Consider the following 25,297-nt stretch of genomic DNA (forward strand, 5'->3'; position numbering starts at 1 on the left):
GTCAGGCGGCGCGTTCGGAGGCGAGTTCGGGAACGAGCGTCTTCTCGTAACGCCATGCCGCCTCACCGTCCTCGTAATAGTCGGAGACCACGGCAATCCGCGCATAGCCGGCGCTCTCGTAGAGCTCGCGCGCGGGACGGTTGTCCGCCCTGACCTCCAGGCGGATGCGCCGCCGCCCCGCAGCCCTGGTCGCCTCCTCGGCGACCCGTACCAGGCGACGGCCGAGGCCGAGGCCATGGGCGTCAGGGGCCACGGCGACCGAGGTCAGCCAGCCCAATGCCGATCCGCGGCGGATCTGGACAAGCACGTAGCCCAGGATGTCGCCATTCTGCCCGGCCGCCACATGAGCCAGGATGGTGGGTGACCGGAGGGCGTGGCGAAGCGCCCGCCGGTCGAGCCGGTCGCTCGAGAACGCTGCGTTCTCGAGCGCGACCAGCCCTGGGAGATCATCCGGAAGAGCCGGACGGATCTCCGCCGAGACGCCCGAACTCGGGCGCCCGCTCACGTCACCGTCCAGCGATACGTCCAGGTCTCGGTGAGGGCCTTTTCCCCGGACCGGAGATAGGCGCGCAGGTCGGCCGACTGGCCGGGGTCCAGCTTCAGGTCGATGGCGGCCCGGAACCCGCCCGTGTGCTCGTTCGGCACGACGAATGTCCCGACGATCTGCCCCGCCGACATCGAGGGAACGACCTGAACCAGGCTCGGGTCGGACAGGTAATAGGAGAGATTCCCGCCCGCGAAGTCGATCAGGAAACGCCGAATGGTCCGGTCCGCCGGCTCGATCGAGCCACTTGCCCGGGCCGGCGCCTGGAAGGTGTTGATGACCTTCCCGCCAGGATGGAGGTTATCGCCCGCGCTGATCGAGCGAAGGCGATAGCTGAAGGTGACCTCCTGTCCGGCCTCGTAGGGCTGCCGGGGCCGCCAATAGGCGACAACGTTGTCGTGCACCTCGGCGGCCGTGGGAATCTCGACCAGCTCGACCGCGCCCTCGCCCCAGTTGCCGGTAGGTTCGACCCAGTAGCTCGGGCGCATCTCGTAATTCGCCTCGAGATCCTGGTAGCTCTCGAAGCGCCGGTCGCGCTGCATCAGGCCGAAGCCGCGCGGATTGTTGTCCAGGAAGGGCTGGATCGTCTTGGTGACCGGGTTGCGGATGGGCCGCCAGATCCACTCGCCATTGCCCGTGTGGATCATCAACCCGTCGGAATCGTGCACCTCGAGACGGAAATCGTCACCGGTGCGTCGCTCGTTCTCGCCCGAGTAGTACATGGAGGTCAGGGGCGCGAGCCCGGCCGAGGTGATCTGGCGGCGCGGGAACAACGTCACGCTGACGTCGAGCGTCGTCTCCTCGGACGGATAGATCTCGAACCGGTACGCGCCGGCGACGGAAGGGCTGTCCAGCAGGGCGAGCACGGTCGCGCGCTCGGGACCGGAAGACGGAACATCGATCCAGAACTCGCGGAAGACCGGGAATTCCTCGGGTTCTCCCCGCGCTTCGGTGTTGATCGCAAGCCCGCGCGCCGAGATCCCGTAGCGCTGCTCGCGCCCGAGGAACCGGAAGTAGCTCGCCCCGAGGAAGGCGATGAGCTCGTCGAAGATGCGCGGCGTGTTCAGCGGATAATGCAGCCGGAAGCCCGCGAAGCCGAGATTGACCGGCAGCGGCCGCTCGATCCGGGTCCGCCCGTAGTCGAAGAGCTGGGGCTGGTACGCGACGGGCGTAGGCACTCCGTCCCGGATGACGTTCACCGTGATGGGACGGGAATACAGGAAGCCGAGGTGGAACAGCTGCAGGCGGAACGGCCCGCCCTGGGTGGCGAGCAGGGCTCGGTCCGGCCGGAAGCGGATATCGCGATAGGCGTCGAAATCGAGGCTCTGGAGGGGCTCGGGAAGCTGCGGCACGCGGGCGTCGAAGGGCGCCGCGGCGAGGTCGCGCGCCCGCCTCACCACGTCCTCGAACCGGAACGGGATCAGAGGCGGAGCGGCGCTCTGCTGGGCAAGAGCCGGTGCAGCAACGGTGGCCGCCAGGGTGGCGAGCGCGCTCCGGCGCGTGAAGTCGGTCATGAATCCTGGTCTTATACGGGCGGATGGGGGAGCGCACGACCCTGGCCGAGGGGAGGTGAGCGTTCAATGAACGGCCTAGCTTCCCTGCGGCCAGTTTGGGAACCGCGACGCTGCGTCGCCGCTTTCTCTGAGCGGAACGGAGGGAGATGGTCATCGGGCGCATCTTTGCCCTCGCGATCGGGCTCTTCACAGGCCTTGTGGCCTCCCAGGGCCCGGAATTCGCGCAGCAATATCGCCAGCGCATCGGGGGGGCGATCGACGAGTTGCGCCGCGTGGTCGGCACGTTCGACGACAACGCGCGCGCCGAAGGGGTAACCCGGGAGCAGGCCATCGCCCGCCTGACGGAGCAGCCGGACACCCTGGTGCGGCGCCAGGGCCCCGCCATGACGGAGATCGTCGACCGGCTCGGTAGGCTCGAGCGGCAGCGCGATGCCGTCGCGAATGCCGGGCCCTTCGAGCGCCTGGCCGTCCTGGCACGAGGGTTCGATCCGCAGCTCGCCCAGGCCACCTATCTCGACTACGAACCGGCGTGGCCGGCCACGACCGAGGGGCTGGTCATCGGCGGGGCCGGCTTCGTGCTCGGCTGGGGAGGGTTCGCGCTCCTCTTCAGGGCGCTCGGGCGGCTGACGCCACGGCATTGGCGGCGGCGGCCCGCAAGGGGAGAGCTCCGCTCGGTGTAAACCGAGCGAAGCGATGCCCTCACCGCACCAGCGTATTGCGGAAGGCCCAGGGCTCCGAGGTGTCGATGTCCTCGGGGAAGAAGCCAGGCCGGCCCTCGAGCGGCGTCCAGTCGGTGTACTCGCCGATCACGGGGCCGAGATACGGGGTCTGGACTTCGAGGCAGCGGCGGAAATCCATCTCGTCGGCCTCGACGATCCCGGCCTCGGGGTTCTCCAAGGCCCAGACCATCCCGGCGAGAACCGCAGAGGAGACCTGCAACCCTGTCGCGTTCTGGTAAGGGGCTATCCTTCGCGTCTCCTCGATGGAGAGCTGGGAGCCGTACCAGTAGGCGTTCTTGCCGTGGCCGTAGAGGAGGACGCCGAGCTCGTCGATGCCGTCCACGATCTCGTTCTCGTCCAGGATGTGCCACGCCGGCTGACGTTCGCCCCCCTGCCCGAACATCTCGTGCAGGGAGAGCACGGCATCGTCGCAGGGATGGTAGGCGTAGTGGCAGGTCGGCCGGTAGACAGCCCGGCCGCTCCCGTCCCGCACCGTGTAGTAGTCGGCGATCGAGATCGACTCGTTGTGCGTCACGAGGAAGCCGTACTGGGCCCCCGCGGTCGGCGTCCAGGAGCGGACACGGGTATTCGCGCCCGGCTGCAGGAGGAAGATCCCGGCCCGGCACCCGGTCTCGTGGCCGCGTGCGTTCTCGGGCAGCCAGGGCTCGAAGGTGCCCCAGCCCAGCTCTGCCGGCTGCAGACCCTCCGACACGAAGCCTTCCACCGACCAGGTATTGACGAAGACGCGGCGCGGCTTCGGGCTCTTGGCGCGCTGGGTGTCGCGCTCGGCGATGTGGATGCCCTTTATGCCCGCGCGCTGCATCAGGGCTGCCCAGCCCTCGCGGCTGGCCGGCACGTCGTGATCGATGCCGAGATCGGACGCCACGTTGAGAAGCGCCTGCTTCACCAGCCAGGACACCATGCCGGGGTTCGCGCCGCAGGTTGAGACCGCCGTCGTGCCACCCGGGCGCCGCCGCTTCGCCGCCAGCAGCGTCTCGCGCAGGGCGTAGTTCGTTCGGGACTCCGGACCTGCGGACTTGTCGAAATAGAACCCTGCCCAGGGCTCGACCACGGTGTCGATATAGAGCGCGCCGAGGTCTCGGCAGAGCTCCATGAGGTCCACGGAGGAGGTGTCCACCGAGAGGTTGACGCAGAAGCCCTGGCCTTCGCCGTTGGTCAGGAGCGGCGTCAGCAACTCGCGATAATTATCCCGGGTGACGGCCGACTGGATGAAGCGGATGCCGCGCTCATCGAGGATGCCACGATGCGCATCGTCGGGATCGATCACGACGAAGCGGCTGCGGTCGAATTCGAAGTGGCGCTCGATCAGCGGGATCGTGCCGCTTCCGATGGAGCCGAGGCCGATCATCACGATCGGGCCGCTGATGCGGCCGTGGACGGGCCAATCTGTCATTCCGGGGTGGGTTTCCTTCTGCTTGGAGTGGGAGCCCGCCAGATGGACGGCATAACTCGCGGGGTCAACCGTTCGCACCCTCTGATGAACGCCTTGCGACTGTTTGCGTTGGGGCCAAGCTTTGCCTGTGCGGGGCCGAGGCCCTACATCCGCAGCAGTTCAACCAGGAGTCTCAACTTGTTCTCTCTTACCCGACGCGGGCTCATGGCCGGCGCCGCTGCAACGCTTGCCGCCCCGGCGATCGCCCAGTCTTCATTCCCGAGCCGGCCTGTCACGATGGTCGTCCCCTTCGCGGCCGGTGGGTCGACGGACGTCGTCGCCCGCATCATCGCGCAGAAGATGAGCGAAGGCCTCGGCCAGCAGATCGTGGTCGAGAACGTGGGGGGCGCTGGCGGCAATGTCGGCGCCGCGCGCGTCGCCAAGGCTGAGCCCGACGGCTACCAGATCCTGATGGGCACGGTCGCCACGCATGCGCTGAACCCGCTCATCCTGAAGCGTAAGCCCTATGATGCGGTCACGGATTTCGCGCCGATCTCGCTTCTCGCGATCGTGCCCAACGTGCTGATCGTGAACCCCTCGCTGCCCGCGAAGACGGTTCCCGAGCTCATCGCGCTGCTGAAGGAGAATCCCGGCAAGTACAATTACGCCTCCTCCGGCATCGGAACGCCGCTCCATCTTTCCGGCGAGCTGTTCAAGAGCCTGGCCAAGGTCGAGATGCAGCACATCCCCTACCGGGGCTCCGGCCCGGCCCTGAACGACGTCGTGGCGGGCGTGGTCCCGATCCAGTTCGACAACCTGCCTTCGGCTTCAGGCTTCATCCAGGCCGGCACCCTGCGGGCGCTCGGTGTCACCACCAAGGAGCGCGCCGGTTCCTTCCCGGACGTGCCGACGATCGGCGAGGCGCTCCCGGGCTACGAGACCTATACCTGGAACGCGCTGTTCGCCCCGAAGGGCACGCCGAAGGAGATCATCGACCGGCTGAACGCCGAGGCCGTGAAGGCCGTGAAGGACCCGGCCGTCGCCGAGCGCATGAAGACCTTCTCGGCCGATGTCGTGGGATCCACCCCGGAAGTGCTCGCGGAGCACGTCAAGGCCGAGATCGCGAAGTGGACGCCGGTCGTGAAGGATGCCGGCGTCTCCATCGACTGAGACAAAGAAAAGCCCGGTCCGGAGAGGTCCGGACCGGGCTGCAGTTTTCCACTAACCGAGAGCTACAAAGCAGCAAACCGGCCGACGAGTCGAGCTGCCTGTTAGGATTTGGTTAACTATCGCGGCCCCGGCCCCTGGCGGGGGCGGCCGGCCCCCCTCAGGCAGCCTGCGCGAAACCGGGCAGGTCGTCGTTCGCGAGGCTCCGGATGAGGCTCGCGAGATCGGGAAGGGGCGCCGCGTCGCCCGTCGGCTGGACGAGCCCGCGCGCCCCGGCGAGGGCGCCGGGAACGAGTTCGAGGCCGAGGAACCGCTCGCGCTCAACCGGACCGGGCAGCCACAGCCCCGCGACCGCCTCGGCCGAGAAGCCGAAGCGCTCGTAATAGGGCGCGTCGCCAACCAGGATGACGGCGTCGTGGCCGAGTTCCTCGGCACGGGCAAGCGCGTGGCGCATCAGCTTGGCGCCGATGCCGAGCCCCTGCAGGGCAGGATCGACCGCGATCGGCCCGAGCAGAAGCGCCGGCCGGCCCGGGCCTGCCGTGACGTTCCAGAGCCGCACGGTCGCAACGATCTCGCCCTCGCGCTCGACGACGAGCGCGAGATCGACAGCCGGCAGGCGACCTTCGCGCAGCCGCTCGCAGGTCTTGGCGAAGCGCTCGTCGCCGAAGCAGCGGTCGAGCAGCCGCTCGCGTGCCACGACGTCTTTGGAGGTTTCGATACGGATCTCGAACAAGGCCGTGCCCTCCCCGGGCGAAAGATGGGAGACAGCAGCCCTCGCACCTGCCGAGACTTCGGCAGGCCGTCCGGGGATTTGGGTTGGGTTCATCCCCGGGCTCCGCCCGGGGATGACGATGTCGCGCCTACGTCAGATGACGTGCGTCGCGAGCGGCGGCAGGCCGTTGAACGCCACCGACGAGTAGGTCGACGTATAGGCGCCGGTCCCCTCGATCAGCACGCGATCGCCGATCTCGAGCGACACGGGAAGCCAGTACGGCGTCTTCTCGTACATGACGTCCGCGGAATCGCAGGTCGGGCCGGCGAGCACGCAGGGAGCCTTGCGGTCCCCATCGTGCTCCGTGCGGATCTGGTACCGGATCGACTCGTCCATCGTCTCGGCGAGGCCGCCGAACTTGCCGATGTCGAGATAGACCCAGCGCACCTCGTCCTCGTCGCGGCTCTTCTTGGAGACCAGCACGACCTCGGACTCGATGATCCCCGCATTGCCGACCATGCCGCGGCCGGGCTCGATGATCGTCTCGGGCAGGCGATTGCCGAAGTGCTTCGAGAGCGCCTGGAAGATCGAGTTGCCATAGGCCTCGACCGCCGGGACGTCCTTCAGGTAGCGCGTCGGGAAGCCGCCGCCGAGATTGACCATCGAGAGCCCGATGCCGCGCTCCTGGCACTCGCGGAAGATCCAGGACGCCGACGCGAGCGCGCCGTCCCAGGCTTCCGTGTTCGCCTGCTGCGAGCCGACGTGGAACGACACGCCGTAGGCCTCGAGACCAGCCCGGTGCGCATGTTCGAGCACGCCGACAGCCATCTCGGGCTCGCAGCCGAACTTGCGCGAGAGCGGCCACTCGGCGCCCGCGCCGTCGCACAGGATGCGGCAGAACACGCGCACGTCCTCGGCTCCCGTCGCCTCGACGGCCCGCGCGATCTTCTCGACCTCCGCCTCGCAATCGACCGCGAAGAGGCGCACGCCAAGCTTCAGGGCGGTGACGATGTCACGCTCCTTCTTGATCGTGTTGCCGAAGGAGATGCGCTCGGGACCAGCGCCGGCGGCGAGCGCCATGCGGATCTCGGGCACAGAGGCGGTGTCGAAGCACGAGCCGAGCTCGGCCAGCGTGGCGAGCAGCTTGGGCTCCGGGTTCGCCTTCACGGCATAGAAGACACGCGTGTCCGGCAGCGCGCGCGAGAACTTACCGTAGTTCTCCCGCACGACATCGAGATCGACCACCAGAACCGGCCCGTCATCGAGTCCGGCGCGGCGTCGGTCGCGGAGGAAATCGCGGATGCGCTCCGTCATGGCGCTCTCCCAAGAAGGTTCAACGTGCCGGATCAGGCCGGCCCCGGTGAATGTTCAGGCGGAAGGGAAAGCCCCTTGCCGCCCGGCCTCATTGGGTCGATGTGCGATGGCACGCCCCCGCGCGGTGGAAACGCGGTTGCGACACAACGCACCGTCAACCCGACGATGCTGCCTTCGTTTGGATGGGAGAACCCGTCCGCACGCCTGGCAATGAGAAACAAGCCTCTTCGGTGCCGGCCTGTGGAGGGCCGACGAGACCAAAAAAGCCCGTTCGTCGTTGCTTTAAGCTGCGTCCCCCGTGGAGTGCGGGGTTCGCCGGTTTCGCCTCCGGCTGCCGGTTGTTGTCGGGGTCGGTGTTTCCACCTGGATCGCCGCCTGGAGGGTTCCACCCCTCGCGGCATCGATCCTAAACCCCTGGCGGCTGTCCGGCCTCTTGTCCGGATGCCCACCAACCGGCACGCGGCCACAGGCACGTGCGAAATTGGGCAAGCCTGCAGATAGGGTTATTCGCCCCCGGGCACAAGACCCTATTTGGCCCATTTGGGCGACATTTTCGCCCCAGGGGCGCGCTGCCGCCCGTCAGGCGGACAGGACGAGAATCCCGGCCTGTCCGTCGGCGGTCCCAAAGGCGAGGCGGCCGCCCTTCTTGTCCCAGGCGAGCGCGCTGATCGCGCTGCCTTCCACGGGCCGACGGGCGAGGAGCTCGGCGCCGTCGTCGAATCTGACGAGGAGCACGCAGCCATCCTCGTACCCGATGGCGAGCACGTTCACGCTCGGGTGGAAGGCCACCTTCACCACGCGCGCATGCCGGACACCGCATTCGCGCGGCGCCTTTCCGGTGGGGCCCTCCTTCGAGCCGAAGGGCCACACAATGGCAGCATCGGCGCCCGATGTCGCGAGCCAGGCGCCCCCGAAGGACCAGGAGAAGGAGCGTGGCTTTCCGGCATAGCCAGTCATGCGCATGTGGCCGCGATCCGGCTGGAGGCGCCAGCCATGCATCGCGTTCTCCTGCATGGAGGTGACCACGAACCGGCTATCCGGCGACCAGACCACATCGAGATGCGAACCCTTCCAGGAAAGCAGCTCCGGCGGGGTGTCGAGGTTCGGGAACCACAGGGTGGCGCCGCCGTAATGCGCGACCGCCAGCCGGTACCCCTTGGGCGCGAAGGCGAGGCCGCGGGCGCTCGACGGAGCATCCCAGGTCTTCGCCCGCCCCTTCTCGTCCAAGGCCGTCACCTTCCGGGCAGCCGCGAAGGCGACACCGCCGGAGGGGTGGAGCGCGAGCGCGTCGACCCAGCCGGAACTCTGGGCGAGCTCCTTCGACGTCCCATCGGCCATGGTGGCGACCACCCGGCCGTCGTCGCTCCCCGTCACGATGCGCTTGTCGTCCCCGGCCGCAACCAGGATGGCGCCCTCCGGATGGGCGGAAACCCGGCAGGGATCCGCCTCGCCATCCGCGAGGAGAACGGTGCCGTCCGCGAGCGCGAAGGCGGCCGTGCGGCCGAGCCAGGCAAGGCCGGTCACCTCGGCCCCGGCCTGGACGGGCAGGACCTGGTCGGTGAGCGAGGTCAGTGTGCCGGACATGTGTACCCTGAACGTGTCATGGCCGGGCTGGCCCCGGCCATCCCGTCCCCGAAGAACGTCTCGCCTACGGAACCGAACCCACCCGGGCAAGCCCGGCGGGCCGTCGCCGCACTATGCGGCGCAGGCCAGAAAACCCTCGCGGATCGCCTTCTCGTCGAGATCCCGACCGATGAACACGACCCGGCTCTCGCGCTTCTCGTCCGGGCGCCACTCGCGCGACAGGTCGCCGTCCAGGATCATGTGCACGCCCTGGAACACGAAGCGCTTCGGCTCCTTCGGGAAGGCCACGATACCCTTGCAGCGCAGGATGTTCGGCCCCTCGCGCTGCGTCAGGTCCGAGATCCACGGCATGAACTTGTCGGGGTTCACCTCGCCCGCCCGGAACGAGAAGGAATCGATCTCCTCGTCATGGTGGTGGTGATGCCCCTCCTCGAGGAATTCGGGCTCCACCTCCATGATGCGGTCGAGATCGAACGCCTTGCGGTCCAGCACCTCGCCGATCGGGATGTTGCAGTTCACCGTCCGGTGGATCGTGGCCGACGGGTTGATGGCCCGGATGCGGGCCTCGACCTCGACGAGCCCGGCCTCGTCGACGAGGTCGGTCTTGTTGAGCAGGATCACGTCGGCGAAGGCGATCTGGTTCTTGGCCTCGGGCGCGTCCTTCAGGCGCTCGCTCAGCCACTTCGCGTCGGCGACAGTCACGACCGCATCGAGCCGGGCGCGCTGGGATACGTCCTCGTCGACGAAGAAGGTCTGGGCGACAGGCGCCGGATCGGCGAGCCCCGTCGTTTCGACGATGATCGCGTCGAACTTGCCGCGCCGCTTCATCAAGCCCTCGATGATGCGGATGAGGTCACCCCGGACGGTGCAGCAGATGCAGCCGTTGTTCATCTCGAACACTTCCTCGTCGGCGCCGACCACGAGGTCGTTGTCGATGCCGATCTCGCCGAACTCGTTGACGATCACGGCGTAGCGGCGGCCGTGCTGCTCGGTGAGGATGCGGTTCAGGAGGGTCGTCTTGCCGGCCCCGAGATAGCCGGTGAGCACGGTGACGGGGATCTTCTCGGCCATCTTGGGCTCCGATGGAGGGATACTTGCGGTGGGAAGCACCCCTCCCGGCATCGACCGGTGCGGGGCGCTCTCAGGCGTCGATCCCTTATATCGTTTGTCGCGGGCAGGAGACCAAGCCCCGGCGCTGGCGCAGGTCGCGCACGCCGCGTAACTTAGGACGCGTGCGCTACGCGGTCGGCTTCGTTCTCCACTACTGGGATGCGTTCGTCGCCCGGCAATACGGTCGGGTCGCGCCGCTCGTTCCCCCTGGCGATCTCTGGGCGATCACGGACGAGACCGGAGGTCCGGTCGCGGACGTGCCTGAGACGTTGAGCAGGGTCCCTGTCACGCCGGAACGCGTAGGCCGGCTGATCGGCGACGTTCCGCGGGAGCGAGGCTTCATCGGCCTCGAAGGCATGCTCTGGTGGAATATCGACGTCGCGACATACGCGCTGTTCGACGCTCATCCGGCCTACGAACATTGCCTGACGATGGATTACGACGTCTGCCTGAACGTCGATCTCGGCCGGCTCATGCAGCGCGTGCAGAACGAGCGCCTCGACCTCGTCTGCCACTCCCATGCGGATATGGAGACCTGGTCCTGGGCCAGGCCGCACCGCGACGTCTATTCGGGGAATGAGCTTCGCGGGGCGCTGGCGGCAGTGATGATCCTGTCGCGGCCTGCTGCAAGCTTTCTCGTGGCGAGACGCCGGCTCGCCGCCCTGGAGCATAGGCAGGGCAAGCGGAGCTTCTGGCCGTTCGGGGAGGCCTTCGTGCCGAGCGAGCTCGCCAGGGCGGGCTTTCGCTGCGCCGAACTCGGCGATTTCGTCGACTTGACCCACTTCAGGTGGCGCCCGATCGTTCCCGAAGCCGTCCTTGCCGCGGGCATTCCCCGCGGCGCGACGCACCCGGTGCGACCGCACGCGGACGGAGAAGCGCTCTACCCCGCCCAGCGCTAGGAAGGCGGCCGCTCAGAGCGGCCGCTTGATCCACCGTGCTATCAGCCCGAGGATACCCTCGCGGAACAGGAGCACGCAGAGCACGAAGATGATGCCCTGCACGATCGTGACCCAGGCCCCGAGCGTCGCCAGGTAATTGGCCATGGTGACGATCACGGCGGCGCCGACGATCGGCCCGAAGACCGTGCCCATGCCGCCGACGAGCGTCATCAGGACCACCTCACCGGACATCGACCAGTGCACGTCGGTCAGCGAGGCGAGCTGGAACACGATCGCCTTCAGGCCGCCTGCAAGACCAGCCAGCGTCGTCGAGAGGACGAAGACGGCCAGCTTGTACTGGTTCGTGCGGTAGCCGAGCGAGGTGGCGCGCGGCTCGTTGTCCCGGATCGCCTTCAGCACCTGGCCGAACGGCGAGTGGATGATGCGGTAGATCAGGCCGAGCCCCAACAGGAACACGACAGCCACGACGAAATAGAGCGTCATGTCGTTGGCGAGATTGATGAAGCCGAAGAGCTTGCCGCGCGGGACCGCCTGGATTCCGTCCTCGCCCCCGGTGAACTTCGCCTGCACGCAGAAGAAGAAGACCATCTGCGCGAGCGCCAGGGTGATCATCGAGAAGTAGATGCCCTGGCGTCGGATGGCGACCGCTCCGAAGACGAGGCCGAGCGCGGCCGCCGTGACGGTGCCGGTCAGGATCGCGAGTTCGGGCGAGAAGCCCCAGACCTTCGCCGAATAGGCCGAGAGGTAGCTCGCCATGCCGAAATAGGCGGCATGGCCGAAGGACAGGAGGCCGCCGTAGCCGAGCAGAAGGTTGAAGGCCATCGCAAAGAGCGCGAAGCACAGCACCTTCATCAGGAACACGGGATAGAGCAGGTAGGGCGCAATCAGGAGCGCCACGGCGATCCCGATGAACACCTTGAGGTGGAACGATGCCGTTCCGCGCGGCTCGTGCAGCACGGCCGGGATATCGGTGTCGGCAGACAGGGCGGCGTTGGCCATCAGGAGGCCCTCCCGAACAGGCCGGCCGGCTTAACGAGCAGGACCAGCACCATGATGACGAAGATGACGGTGGAAGAGGCCTCCGGGTAGAAGACCTTGGTGAGGCCCTCGACCAGCCCGAGCGCGAAGCCCGTGATGATCGAGCCGAGGATCGAGCCCATTCCGCCGATGACGACGACGGCGAAGACCACGATGATGAGGTCCGCGCCCATGTTGGGGTTCACCGAATAGATCGGCGCAGCGAGAACGCCCGCGAAGGCCGCGAGGGCAACGCCGAACCCGTAGGTCAGCGTGATCATGAGCGGGACGTTGACGCCGAAGGCACCGACCAGGGTCGGGTTCTCGGTCGCCGCCCGGAGATAGGCTCCGAGCTTCGTTTTCTCGATCATGAACCAGGTCGCGAGGCAGACGATCAGGGAGGCCACGATGACCCAGGCCCGGTAGTTCGGCATGAACATGATCGGCGCGTCGAAGAGCCGGATCTGCTGGCCGCCGGCGAGCTGAGAGGGAATACCGTAGGGCAGGCCCGAGACGCCGTACTGGTTCCGGAACAGGCCCTGGATGATGAGCGCCAACCCGAATGTCAGCAGCAGCCCGTAAAGGTGGTCCACGTGGACGGTCGCGGTCTGGCTCGGCCGCACCCAGGCATAGACGGTCGACGCCACGAGGCCGATCACGGCGCCGCCGACGAATGCCGGAGTGGCGGCGAGCGACAGCCCGAAGGACAGGATGAGGAAGCCGATGGCCGTCGCGCCGATCAGCACGAAGCTTTGGCGCTGATTGGTGAAGCTCAGGGGCGCGATGTAGTTGCGCTCCATCAGGATCCCGACGCCGCCGACGATGACGGGAGCGAGGATAAGCGCCCACCAGTAGCCGACGCCAAGGTAGTTGAGCAGCATCCAGGCCACGAAGGCGCCCATCATGTAGAGCGCGCCGTGGGCGAAGTTGATGATGTTCAGAAGCCCGAAGATCACGGCCAGGCCGAGACTCAGGATTGCGTAGAAGGATCCGTTGATCAGCCCCAAGAGGAGCTGTCCGAACAGGGCGGCGCTGGGGACGCCGAAGATCGTGATCATGCGACAGGGTCTCGGGCGGGATCTCTCCGCGCCATTCAGGGTATCAGATGCCGGTTCAGGTCAAGGCCGCTACTCAGGTTTTCCCGAGGGGCGGCCTCGTCGTGCAGCCCCGGCCTGTTCGGCCGGAGCAGAATGGGAGCGGTTGAGCCCGCTCAGCTCTTTTTCACGAGGGGGCAGCCGCCGTCCGCCATGGGCCGGAAAGCCTCCTCCGTCGGGATGGTAGCGACCGTCTTGTAGAGGTCCCACTCTCCCTTCGATTCCTCGGGCTTCTTCACCTCGAAGAGGTACATCGGGTGAATGGCGCGGCCATCGGGGCGGATCGATCCCTTGCCGAAGAGCGCATCATCGATGGGCATCTCCTTCATCTTGGCCATGACGGCGGTCGAGTCCTTGCTCTTCGTCGCCTCGACCGCCTTCAGGTAGTGCAGGACGCTCGAGTAGACGCCGGCCTGGGCGCTCGTCGGCATCTTGCCGCCGAACTTGGCGGCGAAGCGCTTCGAGAACTCACGCGTCGCGTCGTTCTGGTCCCAGTAGAAGGCCTCCGTCAGGACGAGCCCCTGCGCGGCCTTGAGCCCGAGAGCCTTCACGTCCGACGAGAAGATCAGCAGCCCGGCGAGGTTCTGCCCGCCCTGCGTGATGCCGAACTCGGCCGCCTGCTTGATGGCGTTGATCGTATCCGACCCGGCATTCGCCAGGCCGATCACCTTCGCCTGCGAGCCCTGGGCCTGCAGCAGGAAGGAGGAGAAGTCGGCTGCCGAGAGCGGGTGCTTGACGGCGCCGACCACCTTGCCGCCCGCCTTCTTCACGGCGTTGGTGGTGTCGCGTTCGAGCGCCGAACCGAATGCATAATCGGCCGTCAGGAAGAACCAGCTATCGCCGCCCTTTTTGGTCATCGCCGAACCGGTGCCGTTCGCGAGCGCCCAGGTGTCGTATGTCCAGTGGACGTTGTTCGGCGTGCATTTCTCGCCCGTGAGGTCGGAGGTGCCGCCGCCCGACGGGATGAAGATCTTGTTCTTCTCGCGCGTCACTTCGGAGACCGCGAGCGCGACGGAAGAAGTCGTCACGTCGAGAATGACGTCGACCCCTTCCTGGTCGTACCAGCGCCGCGCGATGGTGGAACCGGTATCCGGCTTGTTCTGGTGGTCGGCAGAGACGATCTCGGCCTTGATGCCCTTCTCAGCAGCCTTGAAGTCTTCGACCGCCATCTGAGCCGCCACGACGGAGCCCGGCCCCGAAATGTCCGCATAGAGGCCGGACATGTCGTTCAGAACGCCGAGCTTCACCGAAGTCTGAGCATGCGCCGCCCCTGCCGAGACGGCGAGGGCAGCCACCAATACTGTACCCAGTTTCCTCATTACGGAACTCACCCTTCCACCGTGACGCGCGGCCCGCAGAGTGCGGTCGGATCTTCACGGGCCGCGCAGGAACACCGCTCAGCTCTTCTTGACGAGCGGGCAGTTGCCTTCTTCCAGGGGACGCCAGACCTGCTCGGCCGGCACCTTGGCGAGGATCTTCAGGAGATCCCACTCACCCTTCGACTCCTCCGGCTTCTTCACCTCGAGCAGGAAGGCGTCGTGGATCTTGCGGCCGTCCGCCCGAACGGAACCCTTGCCGAACAGGGGATCATCCGTCGGGTTGCCCTTCATCCAGGCCATGACCTTGGCGGGGTCCTTCGACTTCTCGGCGGCGACCGCCTTGAGGTAGTGGATGACGCTCGAATAGACGCCGGCGTTCAGCATGTTCGGCATGCGCCCCATCCGGTCCATAAAGCGCTTGGACCATTCGCGGGTCGCGTCGTTCTCGTCCCAGTAGAAGGTCTCGCTGAAGACGAGGCCCTGGGCGGACTTCAGACCGAGCGCCTTGACGTCGTTCACGAACATCAGCAGCGCGGCGAGGCTCTGCCCGCCCTGCGTGATGCCGAACTCGCCAGCCTGCTTGATCGAGTTGACGGTATCGCCGCCCGCATTGGCGAGGCCGATCACCTTCGCCTTGGAAGCCTGCGCCTGCAGCAGAAACGACGAGAAGTCCTGGCTCGGGAAGGGCGTCTTCACCGAGCCGATGATCTGGCCGCCGTTCTTCTTGACGACGGCAGCCGTGTCGCGCTCGAGGGCATGCCCGAAAGCGTAGTCCGCGGTCAGGAAGTACCAGGTGTTCCCGCCCTGCCGGACCATGGCGCCACCCGTCACGTTCGCAAGCTGGACCGTGTCGTAGGCCCAGTGGATCGTGTTGGGGGAGCATTGCGCGCCGGTGAGATCCGACGTGGCCGCGCCCGAGTTGAGGAAGATCTTGTTCTTCTCGCGCGTGACCTGGTTGACGGCGAGCGCCACCGACGAGGTCGGCACGTCCAGGATCACGTCGACGCCGTCCTGGTCGTACCACTGGCGCGCGATGTTGGATCCGACGTCGGGCTTGTTCTGGTGATCCGCTGAGATCACCTCGACCTTGATGCCCTTTTCGGCGGCCTTGAAGTCCTCGACGGCCATGCGGGCAGCAACGACGCCGCCCTCACCGCCGATGTCCGAGTAGACACCGGACCTATCGTTCAAGACCCCGAGCTTGACCGAGACCTGCGCCCCGGCCGAGCCTGTCATGAGCGCGGCAAAAGCAACCGCGCCCAGTATCGTCCTCCCTCTCATATCCGTGTCCTCCCATGATGTTGCTGGATCTTTTTTATTATACGCCGAGATAGCGGTGCAGCTTCTCGATGTTCTGATCTAGCTGAGCATTGGGGATCATGTCGACCACCCTGCCCTGTTCTACTATATAATGACGGTCGGCAACCGTCTGAGCGAAGCGGAAATTTTGCTCAACCAGTATGATGGTGAAGCCGTCCCGCTTCAGGCGCTCGATGGTGCGGCCGATCTGCTGCACGATGACGGGGGCCAGTCCCTCCGTCGGCTCGTCCAGGAGCAGAAGCTTCGCCCCGGTGCGCAGGATGCGGCCGATCGCCAGCATCTGCTGCTCGCCGCCGGACAGCTTCGTGCCCTGGCTGCCGGACCGCTCCCGCAGGTTCGGGAAGAGTTCGTAGATCTGCTCGATGGACAGGCCGCCCGGCTTCACCTGGGGCGGGAGGGTCAGGTTCTCGTAGACGGAGAGGCTGGCGAAGATGCCGCGCTCCTCCGGCACGTAGCCGACCCCGAGCCGCGCGATCGTGCGCGACGGCATGTTGATGGTCTCGGTGCCGTCGAACAGGATGGAGCCGGTGCGCTTCCCCATGATGCCGATGATCGAGCGCAGGGTCGTGGTCTTTCCCGCGCCGTTCCGGCCGAGCAGGGTGACGACCTCGCCGGGGGCGATGTCGAAATCGATCCCGTGCAGCACATGGCTCTCGCCGTACCAGGCCTCGAGCTTCTTCACGGCGAGGAGCGGCGCGGAAGCAGTCGCGGGCGCGCTCGCCCGCAGGGCAGCACTCTCACGCATGACCGGCTCCGATATACGCTTCGACCACGCGAGGATCCTTCGAGACTTTATCGTAATTGCCCTCGGCGAGCACGTTGCCGCGCGCCAGGACGGTGATCGTGTCGGACAAGGAGGCAACCACCGAGAGGTTGTGCTCCACCATCAGGATCGTGCGGTTCTTCGAGGCTCGCCGGATCAGATCGGAATTCCGGTCGACGTCCTCGTGGCCCATCCCGGCCATCGGCTCGTCGAGGAGCATCATCTCGGGATCGAGCGCGAGCGTCGTGGCGATCTCGAGAGCGCGCTTGCGCCCATAAGACAGCTCGACCGCGGTGTGATTTCGGAAATCCGCCAGCCCGACCTGCTCGACGAGGCTCAGGGCATCGCCGTTCATCTCGTTCAGCACGCGCTCGGAGCGCCAGAAGTCGAAGCTGTCGCCGCGCTTGCGCTGCAGCGCGATGCGGACGTTCTCCAGCACGGTCAGGTGACCGAACACCGCCGAGATCTGGAACGAGCGCACCAGACCGAGCCGGGCGACATCCGCCGGCTTCATATTGGTGATGTCGCGCCCGTTATAGACGATCGAGCCCCGGCTCGGCTGAAGAAACTTCGTGAGAAGGTTGAAGCAGGTCGTCTTGCCGGCACCATTTGGGCCGATGAGTGCATGAATCGTGCCGCGCTTCACCTTCAGGTCGACTTCACCGACGGCCGTAAAGCCCTTGAAGTCGCGCCCAAGTCCGCGCGTCGACAGAATGATGTCGTCAGCCATTCCGATGAATGTTCCCCGGCGTTTCCCGCGCCGAGCTAAGCGTCGGCGGCTTGGCCGGAATGAGCCACACGCAGAGCAGACAAGTCAACAGAGACAAGAGGGGGAGAGAGGGAGTGCCTGCTTTTCGATCAGGAACGCCGATCAGGCAGCGCCTTCGGCGGCCAGGAGGTCGGCCTGGTGCTGCGTGACGAGTGCGTCGATGACCTCGTCGAGCGCCTCCCCGGAGAGGACCTGCTCGAGCTTGTAGAGCGTGAGGTTGATGCGGTGATCCGTCACGCGACCCTGTGGAAAATTGTAGGTCCGGATCCGTTCCGAGCGGTCGCCCGACCCGACCTGCGATTTCCGGTCGGCGGCCCGCGCAGCGTCCTTCGCGGTGCGTTCCCGATCCAGGAGGCGCGAGCGCAGCAGCGCAAGCCCGCGCGCCTTGTTCTTGTGCTGGGACCGCTCGTCCTGGACGAAGACCACGATCCCGGACGGGATATGCGTGATGCGGACGGCGGATTCCGTCTTGTTGACGTGCTGGCCGCCCGCGCCCTGCGCCCGCATCGTGTCGATCTTCAGGTCCGCATCGTTGACCTCGATGTCGACCTCTTCCGCCTCGGGGAGAACGGCCACGGTCGCGGCCGAGGTGTGGATACGGCCCGAAGCCTCGGTCGCCGGGACTCTCTGGACCCGGTGCACGCCGCTCTCGAACTTGAGCCGCGCGAACACGCCCCGTCCCTTGATCTCGGCCACGATCTCCTTGAGCCCTCCGGCCGTACCCTCGCTCTCGGACATGACCTCGACGCGCCAGCCCTTCAGCTCGGCGTAGCGGGCATACATCCGGAACAGGTCGCCGGCGAAGAGTGCCGCTTCGTCTCCGCCCGTGCCGGCCCGGATCTCCAGGATGGCGCTCTTCTCGTCCGCGGCATCCTTGGGCAGGAGCAGAAGATTGAGCTCGGTCGCGGCCTGCTCCAGCGCCTCGACGGCGACCGGGCGCTCGTCGAACGCGAGCGACCGCATCTCGGGATCCGTTCCGGGATCCTGCAGGAGCGAGTCGAGCCCGGCGAGGTCCTCCTCCCGGCTACGGTAGGCCTGGATCGCGGCAACCACCGGGTCGAGATCGGCGAGCTCGCGCGAGAGCGCGACGAACTGGTCGGGTTCGGGGGAGCCGTTCAGCGTCGCGGTGACGATCGCATGCCGCGCGAGCACCGCGTCGAGCTTCTGGGCGGGAGGTGCCTGCATCAGACCGGAATTCCGTGCCGTTCCGCGAAGTCCGCCAGGGCCGGTCGAAGGCTCTCATGCGTGCCGGACGTATCCATCTCGCGTCGGATCAGTTCAGTGAGGGGTCGGGTGTCCAGCTCCAGGAGCATGGCCTTGATGGGTCCGATCGATGCGGCCGACATGGAGAGCGAGCGGAAGCCGAGGCCGACCAGCAGCATCGCCTCGAGCGGGCGGCCCGCCATCTCGCCGCAGACGGTCACCGGGCAGTTCTCGACCCCGGCCGCCTCCAGGAGGCTGGCGAGGGCCCGCAGGGGCGCCCGGCTCAGCGGGTCGAAGCGGCTCGCCACAAGCTTGTTGCCGCGGTCGGCCGCGAAGAGGAACTGCATCAGGTCGTTGGACCCGACCGACAGGAAGTCGGCCGCCTGCGCGATCTCGCCGATCTCGAACAGCAGCGAGGGCACCTCCACCATCGCGCCGAGCGAGAGCTTCTCGGGCAAGGGGCTCTGCTGCCGCTTCAGCCAGTTCACCTCGCCTTCGACGAGCAGCTTGGCGCGTTCGAACTCGGCCGTGCTCGCCACCATGGGGAACATCACCCGCAGGTGCCGCCCGGCCGCCGCCTTGAGCAGGGCACGCGCCTGGATGCGCAGCAGCGCCGGCCGGTCGAGCGCGATGCGGATCGCGCGCCAGCCGAGGGCCGGGTTCTCCTCCTCGACCCGCGGCATGTAGGGAAGGAGCTTGTCCCCGCCGATATCCAGCGACCGGAAGGTGATCGGCGCATCCCCGGCCGCCGCGAAGACCGCCGCATAGAGCTGCTGCTGCTCCTTCGCGGACGGCATCCGCTCGGCGATCATGAATTGCAGCTCGGTCCGGAAGAGACCGATTCCGGCAGCGCCCGTGTCCTGCAGATGCGGCAGGTCGACGAGCAGTCCGGCATTGAGCTGCAGGGCGATCTCCACGCCGTCGCGGGTGACCGCGGGCCGGTCGCGCAGGCTGCGGTACTGCGCCTGGCGCCTGGCCCGCATGCGCGCCTTTTCGGCATAGGAGGCTTCCACCTCGGGCGGCGGGCGGATCTGCACCTCGCCGGTGCCACCGTCGACGATGAGGGCGTCTCCGGCCTCGACCGCGGACGCGGCTCCCTCCACCTCGCTGACGACGGGGATGTTCAGGGCGCGCGCCACGATCGCGATGTGGCTCGTCTCTCCCCCCTCCTCGAGCACGAGGCCGCGCAGCCGCGACCGGTCGTAATCGAGGAGCGCCGCCGGTCCGAGCATGCGGGCCACGATGATGGCGTTGTCCGGCAGGTTTTCGCGCGGGGCGACCATCTCCTGCCCGGCGAGCTTGTGCAGCAGCCGGTTGGCGAGGTCGTCCAGGTCGTGCAGCCGCTCGCGCAGATAGGGCTCTGTCACCCGCATGAGCCGGGCCCGCGTGTCGCTCTGGACGCGCTCGACCGCGGCCTCGGCCGTGATCCCGGTCTTCACGGCATCGCGCATGCGCCGGAGCCAGCCCGGGTCATGCGCGAACATGCGGAAGGTTTCGAGGACGTCGCGGTGCTCGCCGCCATGGGCGATGTCGCCGCGCTCGAGCATCTCGTCGATCGACGTGCGCACCTCGCCGAGGGCGTCGTCCAGGCGTGCGAGCTCGGCTTCGACATCCGTCGCGATCAGGTTGCGGATCACGACGCGGGGCTCGTGCAGCACGGCGTAGCCGAGCCCCAGGCCATCGGCGAGCGCCACCCCCTGCAACTGCACCGGCCCGCGGGCGGCGGGCTCCGCGCCCGGCGAGCCCAGCGATTGCAGCTCGCCCGAGGCGATCAGCTCGGCCAGCACCATGGCGGTGGTCTGGAGGGCCTCGATTTCCTCCTCGGCATAGGCCCGATGCGTCCGGTTCTGCACGACCAGGACGCCGAGCATGTTCCCGCCCCGGAGGACCGGCACGCCCATGAATCCGTGATAGACCTCCTCGCCCGTCTCCGGCCGGTAGGAGAACGCCGGGTGCGACTGCGCGTCGGAGAGCGCCAGGGGCTCGGCCGTCTGGGCGATCAGGCCGACAAGGCCCTCGCCCGCCTGCATGGTGGTCAGGTGGACGGCCTCGCGGTTGAGGCCTTCGGTTGCGTAGAGCTCAAGGGTCCGGTCGGCTCGCATCACGTAGAGCGAGCAGACCTCCGACACCATGTTGGACGCGATGAGGACGACAATCCGATCGAGGCGGGCCTGAGCCGGCGCCGGCTCGGCCATGACCTCGCGCAGGCGGCGCAGGAGCACGCGCGGACCGCCTGGTGCACCTCGCATCTCAACAATCCGTGACTTTCGACCCGTTGAGCCGAGCTCTGCTGCCGAGCCCGTTCCGGATGAAATCAGGCTTTATCCAGGCCGTATAGCGAGTGTAGCGTCCGTACGGCAAGTTCGGTGTACGCCGCGTCTATCAGAATCGAGAACTTGATCTCGGACGTCGTGATCGCCCGAATATTGATTCCCTTTTCGGCGAGCGCCCGGAAGGCGCGCGAGGCGACGCCCGCATGCGAGCGCATGCCGACTCCGATCGCGGAAACCTTCACGACATCGGTCGCACCCTGGATCTCGTGCAGGCCGATCCGGTCCCGGTTCTCTTCCAGGATGGCGCGCGAGCGCTCGTAATCGGCGGCCGGAACCGTGAAGGTGATGTCCGTGGAGGCCTGATCGTCGGACACGACCTGGATGATCATGTCCACGTTGACGTTCTGATCGGCCAGCGGACCGAAGATCGCGGCCGCGACCCCCGGCTTGTCCGCAACGCGACGCAGGGTGATCTGGGCCTCGTCCTTGGAGAACGCGATCCCGGTGACGACGGACTGTTCCACGATGTCCTCCTCGTCGCAGATGAGCGTGCCGGGCTTCGGATCCGCAGGATCGTCAAAGCTCGAGCGCACATAGGTCGGCACCCGGTACAGCATGGCGAGCTCCACGGAGCGCACCTGCAGGACCTTCGCGCCGAGCGACGCCATTTCCAGCATTTCTTCGAAGGCGACGCGGTCGAGCCGGCGCGCCTTGGTGACGATCCGCGGATCGGTCGTGTAGACGCCGTCCACGTCCGTATAGATGTCGCAGCGCTCGGCCCCGAGCGCCGCCGCGAGCGCGACCGCGCTGGTGTCGGAGCCGCCGCGGCCAAGGGTCGCGACCCGGCCCGTCTCGGGATTGACGCCCTGGAAGCCGGCCACCACCGCGACTTCCCGCCGCTCCCTGAACGCATCCAGGATGGCGCTGCCGTCGATCGCCGCGATCCGGGCCGATCCATGCTGGTCGGAGGTGTGGATCGGGATCTGCCAGCCCTGCCAGGAGCGCGCCGGCAGGCCGTCGTTCTGCAGCACCATGGCCAGGAGGCCGGACGTGACCTGCTCGCCCGAGGCCACGACCACGTCGTATTCCTTCGGGTCGTAGAACGGCGCCGCTTCCTTGCACCAGGCGACGAGCTCGTTCGTCTTCCCGGCCATCGCGGAGACCACGACCGCTACGTCGTAGCCGGCCTCGACCTCGCGCCGGACATGGCGCGCAACGTTGCGAATGCGTTCCACGGTGGCGACGGAGGTGCCGCCGAACTTCATGACGAGACGAGGCATCGGATCAAATCGTGTGAGGGTGTGTGCCGCCGATGCCGAGGAATGGAGCCGGGCTTGTCGCCCACGGGGCGCGTATCGCGTATGGTCGCGCGATGTCAACGCAGAGCGCTTTCCGCCACGCCGGCACCGTCGATCGCGGCGAGGTCGACCGCTTCGATCGACTCGCGGCGGATTGGTGGGATCCGAACGGCCCGATGCGGGCGCTGCATCGCATCAATCCCCTCAGGCTCGTCTTCATCCGGGACGAGGCGTGCCGTCATTTCGGCCGCGACGCCAAGCAGCCCTTCCCGCTCTCCGGGCTCACCGTCCTGGACGTCGGCTGCGGGGCGGGGCTGCTCTCGGAGCCGATGGCCCGGTTGGGCGCGACCGTCACGGCGCTGGACCCGAGCACGCGCAACATCGAGGCCGCGCGCCACCACGCGGCGGAGAGTGGCCTGGATATCGACTACCGGGCGGAGACCGTCGAGGCCGTCGCGCATTCAGGCCAGCGCTTCGACATCGTCATGGCCATGGAGGTCGTGGAGCATGTCCGCGACATCGACGCTTTCATACGGGCCTGCACGGATGCGGTTGTACCCGGCGGCCTGCTCCTGCTCGCCACGATCAACCGGACCATGCGGTCCTTTGCGCTCGCGATCGTCGGGGCGGAATACGTCCTGAGATGGCTGCCGAAGGGCACCCACGACTGGGAAAAGTTCGTCACGCCCGACGAGCTGCGGGACGCCGTCGAGACGGCCGGGCTGACCGGCTACAGGACCCGCGGCATGGTGTTCAATCCGCTCGAGCGGGACTGGTCCCTCGCCCGCGACACGGCCGTCAACTACCTTGCGGCGGCCGTGAAGCCGGGCGGCACCCACCCATGATCCATGTCACGCCGTCCATCGTCCTGGACGAGGCGGAGATCACGGAAAATTTCGTCCGGGCGTCCGGCCCGGGCGGGCAGAACGTCAACAAGGTTTCGACCGCGGTCGAGCTCCGCTTCGACGCCGCTCGCTCGCCGGCGCTCAGCGAGAGCGTCCTTCACCGCCTTCGCGTCCTCGCGGGGCGGCGCATGACGCAGGACGGCGTGATCGTCATCGACGCGCAACGCTTCCGCTCCCGCGAACTGAACCGGGCCGACGCGCTCGACCGGCTCGTCGCCCTGATCCGGGAGGCCTCGGTCGCACCGAAGCCGCGCCGCCCGACCCGCCCGACCCTGGCGTCGAAGAAGCGTCGCCTCGAGGCGAAGACCATCCGGTCGCGCGTGAAGGCGGGCCGGGGACGTCCGTCGGGCGAAATCTGACGCTACTCCGCATCCGCCTGGCGGTCGGGGTGGGCGTCGGCGAAGGCCGGCAGCGCCATAGCGGCCGCCTCGGCCTGGAGCAGGCGCGGGAAGCCGGCGAGTTCGACGCCGTAGCGGCGCGCATTGGCCATCTGCGGCACGAGGCAGATATCCGCCATCGTGGGCCGCTCGCCGAAGCAGAACGGGCCGGGCTCGGCAGCGACGAGCATCTCGCAGGCCGCGAGCCCTTGCTCGTTCACGCGTCGCGCCCAGGCCTGGGCCGCCTCCCCGCCCCCGAGGCTTCGGATCTCCCGCAGCACGCGCAGGTTCTGCAACGGGTGAGTATCGCAGGCGATCGCTCCGGCAAGGGCGCGGACCTTGGCCCGGCGAACCGGATCGGCGGGAAGCAGGGCCGGCTCCGGGCGCGTCTCCTCGAGCCATTCGATGATGGCGAGCGACTGGGTCAGGACGGTCCCATCATCCAGGACCAGGGTCGGGACGAGGCCCTGCGGGTTGAGCTTCAGGTAGTCCGAAGCGCTCTGCTCGCCGCGGCGAAGGTGGCAGAAGGCGTGCTCGACCGTGACACCCTTGAGGTTGAGGGCGATGCGCACCCGGAACGCCGCGCTCGAGCGGAAATAGCCGTAGAGCTTCATCCTGGCCGTCGCCTCCCGGGCCGGTTGCCCCGGCCGCGGTGCCGATCATCGGCGAAGCTCCGCCGCCTTGTCGAGCGTGCGGGCGAAAGCTACGAACCACCCCGGAGGAACCCCATGGACATCATCCCGCCCACCAAGAATCCGAGCCGCCGCGTGAACCCCGACTGGTTCACCGGGACGGTCTGGCAGGACCCCATCGTCGAGGCGCCCGCCCCGGCGCGCGTGAGGGCCGCACGCGTCGCCTTCGAGCCCGGCGCGCGCACCAACTGGCACACGCACCCCCTCGGCCAGACGCTGCATGTCGTCCAGGGAATCGGCCTCGTCCAGAAAGAGGGCGAGCCGATCCAGACCATCCGGGCCGGCGACACCGTCTGGATTCCGCCGAACGAGCGGCACTGGCACGGTGCCACCCCGACGCACGGCATGGTCCACATCGCGATGCACGAGTTCGACGGCGAGAAGCACGTGACCTGGATGGAGCCGGTCACGGACGAGCAGTACGGCGCCGGCCCGAAGGGCTGAAGGCTCGGAGAAAGGACGCGTGCGCCGGATGGGGCCTCAGTTTCCCATCCGGTCGCGCCATTGCTGCTCGCCCGCGAAGCAGTTGGCGCGGTTTCCGTCCTGCGCGAGCACCACGTGGGAGCCGCCCTCGTGCTCGGCGGCCCTGCCGGGCGTCGGCATCGAGGCGATCTCCATGATGATCTTGGTCTTCACGGCGTCGCGGAACTGTTCCTTGTCCTTGGCCGGGACCATGAAGGCCCCCTGCCCCCCGATCACGCAGTCGCGGTAGTAGAGGTCGAGTTCCTGGATGTCGAAATAGCCGGCATCCTTGAGCATGATGGGAAGTCCGTTGATCGTGATGCCACGGGCGATGGCATCCGCCCTTGCGGCCAGGACCGATCGACCCTGGTTGTTCGGGCCGTCCCCCGAAACATCGATCACACGGCGAAGCGCCGTGACGCCGCTCTCCTCCTGCATCTTCGATGCGAAATCGAGCGCGCCCGATATCGAGGTGCGGGACGCCCGCCGGGTCGGCTTGCGCGACAGCATCTCGGCGAAGCCGTTCGCGCTGTCGGAACCCTCGATGATCGTCCAGGGCAGGAGGGTGCGCTGGTCGCTCGCGCCCGCCCATTCCATGTAGGTGACCGCGATCCGGCCGACCGCCCCGCGCCGGATGGCATCGTGGACCACGGGGGACCGGAACGCCTCGATGAAGCCCTCCCGCTGGAGGGTCTGCTCGTCGGGATCCATCGAGAAGGAGACGTCGACCGCGATCACCAGCGCCAGGTCGACCTCGACCTCGGCCCGGGCCGAAGTGGATATCAGCCCCGCGCAGACGAGGAGCGGGGCCGCCAACCGGAAGAGACAGCGCCGCATCGCGCACTCCCC

The 25,297-nt window shown here is 67.4% G+C and carries 24 protein-coding genes; 6 read left to right on the plus strand and 18 right to left on the minus strand.

Annotated features, from left to right (window positions below):
- Position 1: 1 nt before the first annotated feature.
- A complete protein-coding gene (locus ACO2SS_RS17025; protein WP_423278952.1) occupies positions 2-505 on the minus strand; it encodes a GNAT family N-acetyltransferase in 504 nt (167 codons plus the stop codon).
- Positions 502-2,058 carry a glucan biosynthesis protein gene (locus ACO2SS_RS17030; RefSeq protein WP_423278953.1) on the minus strand — a complete coding sequence of 519 codons (1,557 nt, stop codon included), beginning with the start codon at positions 2,056-2,058 and terminating at the stop codon, positions 502-504. Before ACO2SS_RS17030 ends, ACO2SS_RS17025 begins: the two co-directional genes overlap by 4 nt.
- 146 nt (positions 2,059-2,204) lie before the next feature.
- On the opposite strand from ACO2SS_RS17030, the gene ACO2SS_RS17035 reads away from it, so the two are divergent.
- On the plus strand, positions 2,205-2,738 hold the full coding sequence (locus ACO2SS_RS17035) for a DUF2937 family protein (protein WP_423278954.1): 534 nt from the start codon (positions 2,205-2,207) through the stop codon (positions 2,736-2,738).
- 19 nt (positions 2,739-2,757) lie between these two features.
- On the opposite strand, the gene ACO2SS_RS17040 is transcribed toward ACO2SS_RS17035, so the two are convergent.
- Positions 2,758-4,191: a homospermidine synthase gene (locus ACO2SS_RS17040; RefSeq protein ID WP_423278955.1), complete on the minus strand. Its 1,434-nt coding sequence runs from the start codon at positions 4,189-4,191 to the stop codon at positions 2,758-2,760.
- A gap of 204 nt (positions 4,192-4,395) precedes the next feature.
- Here ACO2SS_RS17040 and ACO2SS_RS17045 point away from each other — a divergent pair, with 204 nt between their 5' ends.
- Complete coding sequence (locus tag ACO2SS_RS17045; RefSeq protein ID WP_423279073.1) at positions 4,396-5,340, plus strand: Bug family tripartite tricarboxylate transporter substrate binding protein; 945 nt, start codon at positions 4,396-4,398, stop codon at positions 5,338-5,340.
- Positions 5,341-5,497: 157 nt separating this feature from the next.
- Here ACO2SS_RS17045 and ACO2SS_RS17050 read toward each other — a convergent pair whose 3' ends face one another.
- From ACO2SS_RS17050 to ACO2SS_RS17065, 4 genes are all read right to left on the minus strand, one after another.
- Entirely contained in the window at positions 5,498-6,070 is a 573-nt protein-coding gene (locus ACO2SS_RS17050; protein ID WP_423279074.1) for a GNAT family N-acetyltransferase, read from the minus strand.
- Between the two features lie 132 nt (positions 6,071-6,202).
- Entirely contained in the window at positions 6,203-7,363 is a 1,161-nt protein-coding gene (locus tag ACO2SS_RS17055; protein ID WP_423278956.1) for a type III PLP-dependent enzyme, read from the minus strand.
- 579 nt (positions 7,364-7,942) lie between these two features.
- Entirely contained in the window at positions 7,943-8,947 is a 1,005-nt protein-coding gene (locus tag ACO2SS_RS17060) for a WD40 repeat domain-containing protein (RefSeq protein WP_423278957.1), read from the minus strand.
- A gap of 111 nt (positions 8,948-9,058) precedes the next feature.
- Positions 9,059-10,018: a CobW family GTP-binding protein gene (locus ACO2SS_RS17065; protein ID WP_423278958.1), complete on the minus strand. Its 960-nt coding sequence runs from the start codon at positions 10,016-10,018 to the stop codon at positions 9,059-9,061.
- A gap of 161 nt (positions 10,019-10,179) precedes the next feature.
- On the opposite strand from ACO2SS_RS17065, the gene ACO2SS_RS17070 reads away from it, so the two are divergent.
- Positions 10,180-10,956 carry a hypothetical protein gene (locus ACO2SS_RS17070; protein WP_423278959.1) on the plus strand — a complete coding sequence of 259 codons (777 nt, stop codon included), beginning with the start codon at positions 10,180-10,182 and terminating at the stop codon, positions 10,954-10,956.
- Between the two features lie 12 nt (positions 10,957-10,968).
- Here ACO2SS_RS17070 and ACO2SS_RS17075 read toward each other — a convergent pair whose 3' ends face one another.
- The 9 genes from ACO2SS_RS17075 to ACO2SS_RS17115 all read right to left on the minus strand — a co-directional run bounded on the left by ACO2SS_RS17075 (position 10,969) and on the right by ACO2SS_RS17115 (position 21,994).
- Entirely contained in the window at positions 10,969-11,955 is a 987-nt protein-coding gene (locus ACO2SS_RS17075; RefSeq protein WP_423278960.1) for a branched-chain amino acid ABC transporter permease, read from the minus strand.
- Positions 11,955-13,031, minus strand: coding sequence for a branched-chain amino acid ABC transporter permease (locus tag ACO2SS_RS17080; RefSeq protein WP_423278961.1), 1,077 nt, complete (start codon positions 13,029-13,031; stop codon positions 11,955-11,957). Before ACO2SS_RS17080 ends, ACO2SS_RS17075 begins: the two co-directional genes overlap by 1 nt.
- A gap of 152 nt (positions 13,032-13,183) precedes the next feature.
- Positions 13,184-14,386 carry an ABC transporter substrate-binding protein gene (locus ACO2SS_RS17085; protein WP_423278962.1) on the minus strand — a complete coding sequence of 401 codons (1,203 nt, stop codon included), beginning with the start codon at positions 14,384-14,386 and terminating at the stop codon, positions 13,184-13,186.
- A gap of 78 nt (positions 14,387-14,464) precedes the next feature.
- Positions 14,465-15,667, minus strand: a complete 1,203-nt coding sequence (locus tag ACO2SS_RS17090; protein WP_423278963.1) for an ABC transporter substrate-binding protein — start codon at positions 15,665-15,667, stop codon at positions 14,465-14,467.
- A 37-nt stretch (positions 15,668-15,704) separates the two neighbouring features.
- The gene (locus tag ACO2SS_RS17095) at positions 15,705-16,451 is read right to left on the minus strand and encodes an ABC transporter ATP-binding protein (RefSeq protein WP_423278964.1); all 747 of its coding nucleotides are present in this window, start codon (positions 16,449-16,451) and stop codon (positions 15,705-15,707) included.
- Positions 16,444-17,199 (minus strand): ABC transporter ATP-binding protein, encoded by a 756-nt coding sequence (locus ACO2SS_RS17100; protein WP_423278965.1) that lies wholly within the window; start codon positions 17,197-17,199, stop codon positions 16,444-16,446. Before ACO2SS_RS17100 ends, ACO2SS_RS17095 begins: the two co-directional genes overlap by 8 nt.
- Positions 17,200-17,340: 141 nt before the next feature.
- Positions 17,341-18,423, minus strand: coding sequence for a peptide chain release factor 1 (prfA, locus tag ACO2SS_RS17105; protein ID WP_423278966.1), 1,083 nt, complete (start codon positions 18,421-18,423; stop codon positions 17,341-17,343).
- Positions 18,423-20,690: a phosphoenolpyruvate--protein phosphotransferase gene (ptsP, locus tag ACO2SS_RS17110; RefSeq protein WP_423278967.1), complete on the minus strand. Its 2,268-nt coding sequence runs from the start codon at positions 20,688-20,690 to the stop codon at positions 18,423-18,425. Before ptsP ends, prfA begins: the two co-directional genes overlap by 1 nt.
- Before the next feature lie 65 nt (positions 20,691-20,755).
- The gene (locus tag ACO2SS_RS17115) at positions 20,756-21,994 is read right to left on the minus strand and encodes an aspartate kinase (RefSeq protein WP_423278968.1); all 1,239 of its coding nucleotides are present in this window, start codon (positions 21,992-21,994) and stop codon (positions 20,756-20,758) included.
- Between the two features lie 92 nt (positions 21,995-22,086).
- Here ACO2SS_RS17115 and ubiG point away from each other — a divergent pair, with 92 nt between their 5' ends.
- Positions 22,087-22,857 carry a bifunctional 2-polyprenyl-6-hydroxyphenol methylase/3-demethylubiquinol 3-O-methyltransferase UbiG gene (ubiG, locus tag ACO2SS_RS17120; protein WP_423278969.1) on the plus strand — a complete coding sequence of 257 codons (771 nt, stop codon included), beginning with the start codon at positions 22,087-22,089 and terminating at the stop codon, positions 22,855-22,857.
- Positions 22,854-23,276: an alternative ribosome rescue aminoacyl-tRNA hydrolase ArfB gene (gene arfB, locus ACO2SS_RS17125; protein WP_423278970.1), complete on the plus strand. Its 423-nt coding sequence runs from the start codon at positions 22,854-22,856 to the stop codon at positions 23,274-23,276. Before ubiG ends, arfB begins: the two co-directional genes overlap by 4 nt.
- Before the next feature lie 2 nt (positions 23,277-23,278).
- Here the strand turns inward: arfB and maiA are convergent, their stop codons facing one another.
- Positions 23,279-23,908 (minus strand): maleylacetoacetate isomerase, encoded by a 630-nt coding sequence (gene maiA / locus ACO2SS_RS17130; RefSeq protein WP_423278971.1) that lies wholly within the window; start codon positions 23,906-23,908, stop codon positions 23,279-23,281.
- A 114-nt stretch (positions 23,909-24,022) separates the two neighbouring features.
- On the opposite strand from maiA, the gene ACO2SS_RS17135 reads away from it, so the two are divergent.
- A complete protein-coding gene (locus ACO2SS_RS17135) occupies positions 24,023-24,430 on the plus strand; it encodes a (R)-mandelonitrile lyase (protein ID WP_423278972.1) in 408 nt (135 codons plus the stop codon).
- Positions 24,431-24,466: 36 nt separating this feature from the next.
- Here ACO2SS_RS17135 and ACO2SS_RS17140 read toward each other — a convergent pair whose 3' ends face one another.
- Entirely contained in the window at positions 24,467-25,285 is an 819-nt protein-coding gene (locus tag ACO2SS_RS17140; protein WP_423278973.1) for a DUF1194 domain-containing protein, read from the minus strand.
- Positions 25,286-25,297 lie beyond the last annotated feature (12 nt).

Origin of the sequence: Enterovirga sp. CN4-39, assembly GCF_049446235.1 — a bacterium.
Taxonomy (GTDB): Bacteria; Pseudomonadota; Alphaproteobacteria; order Rhizobiales; family Beijerinckiaceae; genus Enterovirga.

Bases quoted from the DNA above. Each gene is read 5' to 3' on its own strand.
- ACO2SS_RS17060 (WP_423278957.1), bottom strand. From the start codon at position 8,947: ATGTCCGGCACACTGACCTCGCTCACCGACCAGGTCCTGCCCGTCCAG.
- ACO2SS_RS17135 (WP_423278972.1), top strand. From the start codon at position 24,023: ATGGACATCATCCCGCCCACCAAGAATCCGAGCCGCCGCGTGAACCCC.
- ptsP (WP_423278967.1), bottom strand. From the start codon at position 20,690: ATGCGAGGTGCACCAGGCGGTCCGCGCGTGCTCCTGCGCCGCCTGCGC.
- maiA (WP_423278971.1), bottom strand. From the start codon at position 23,908: ATGAAGCTCTACGGCTATTTCCGCTCGAGCGCGGCGTTCCGGGTGCGC.
- ubiG (WP_423278969.1), top strand. From the start codon at position 22,087: ATGTCAACGCAGAGCGCTTTCCGCCACGCCGGCACCGTCGATCGCGGC.
- ACO2SS_RS17100 (WP_423278965.1), bottom strand. From the start codon at position 17,199: ATGGCTGACGACATCATTCTGTCGACGCGCGGACTTGGGCGCGACTTC.
- ACO2SS_RS17115 (WP_423278968.1), bottom strand. From the start codon at position 21,994: ATGCCTCGTCTCGTCATGAAGTTCGGCGGCACCTCCGTCGCCACCGTG.
- ACO2SS_RS17055 (WP_423278956.1), bottom strand. From the start codon at position 7,363: ATGACGGAGCGCATCCGCGATTTCCTCCGCGACCGACGCCGCGCCGGA.
- prfA (WP_423278966.1), bottom strand. From the start codon at position 18,423: ATGCAGGCACCTCCCGCCCAGAAGCTCGACGCGGTGCTCGCGCGGCAT.
- ACO2SS_RS17065 (WP_423278958.1), bottom strand. From the start codon at position 10,018: ATGGCCGAGAAGATCCCCGTCACCGTGCTCACCGGCTATCTCGGGGCC.
- arfB (WP_423278970.1), top strand. From the start codon at position 22,854: ATGATCCATGTCACGCCGTCCATCGTCCTGGACGAGGCGGAGATCACG.
- ACO2SS_RS17035 (WP_423278954.1), top strand. From the start codon at position 2,205: ATGGTCATCGGGCGCATCTTTGCCCTCGCGATCGGGCTCTTCACAGGC.
- ACO2SS_RS17085 (WP_423278962.1), bottom strand. From the start codon at position 14,386: ATGAGGAAACTGGGTACAGTATTGGTGGCTGCCCTCGCCGTCTCGGCA.
- ACO2SS_RS17140 (WP_423278973.1), bottom strand. From the start codon at position 25,285: ATGCGGCGCTGTCTCTTCCGGTTGGCGGCCCCGCTCCTCGTCTGCGCG.
- ACO2SS_RS17095 (WP_423278964.1), bottom strand. From the start codon at position 16,451: ATGCGTGAGAGTGCTGCCCTGCGGGCGAGCGCGCCCGCGACTGCTTCC.
- ACO2SS_RS17075 (WP_423278960.1), bottom strand. From the start codon at position 11,955: ATGGCCAACGCCGCCCTGTCTGCCGACACCGATATCCCGGCCGTGCTG.
- ACO2SS_RS17090 (WP_423278963.1), bottom strand. From the start codon at position 15,667: ATGAGAGGGAGGACGATACTGGGCGCGGTTGCTTTTGCCGCGCTCATG.
- ACO2SS_RS17030 (WP_423278953.1), bottom strand. From the start codon at position 2,058: ATGACCGACTTCACGCGCCGGAGCGCGCTCGCCACCCTGGCGGCCACC.
- ACO2SS_RS17040 (WP_423278955.1), bottom strand. From the start codon at position 4,191: ATGACAGATTGGCCCGTCCACGGCCGCATCAGCGGCCCGATCGTGATG.
- ACO2SS_RS17045 (WP_423279073.1), top strand. From the start codon at position 4,396: ATGGCCGGCGCCGCTGCAACGCTTGCCGCCCCGGCGATCGCCCAGTCT.
- ACO2SS_RS17080 (WP_423278961.1), bottom strand. From the start codon at position 13,031: ATGATCACGATCTTCGGCGTCCCCAGCGCCGCCCTGTTCGGACAGCTC.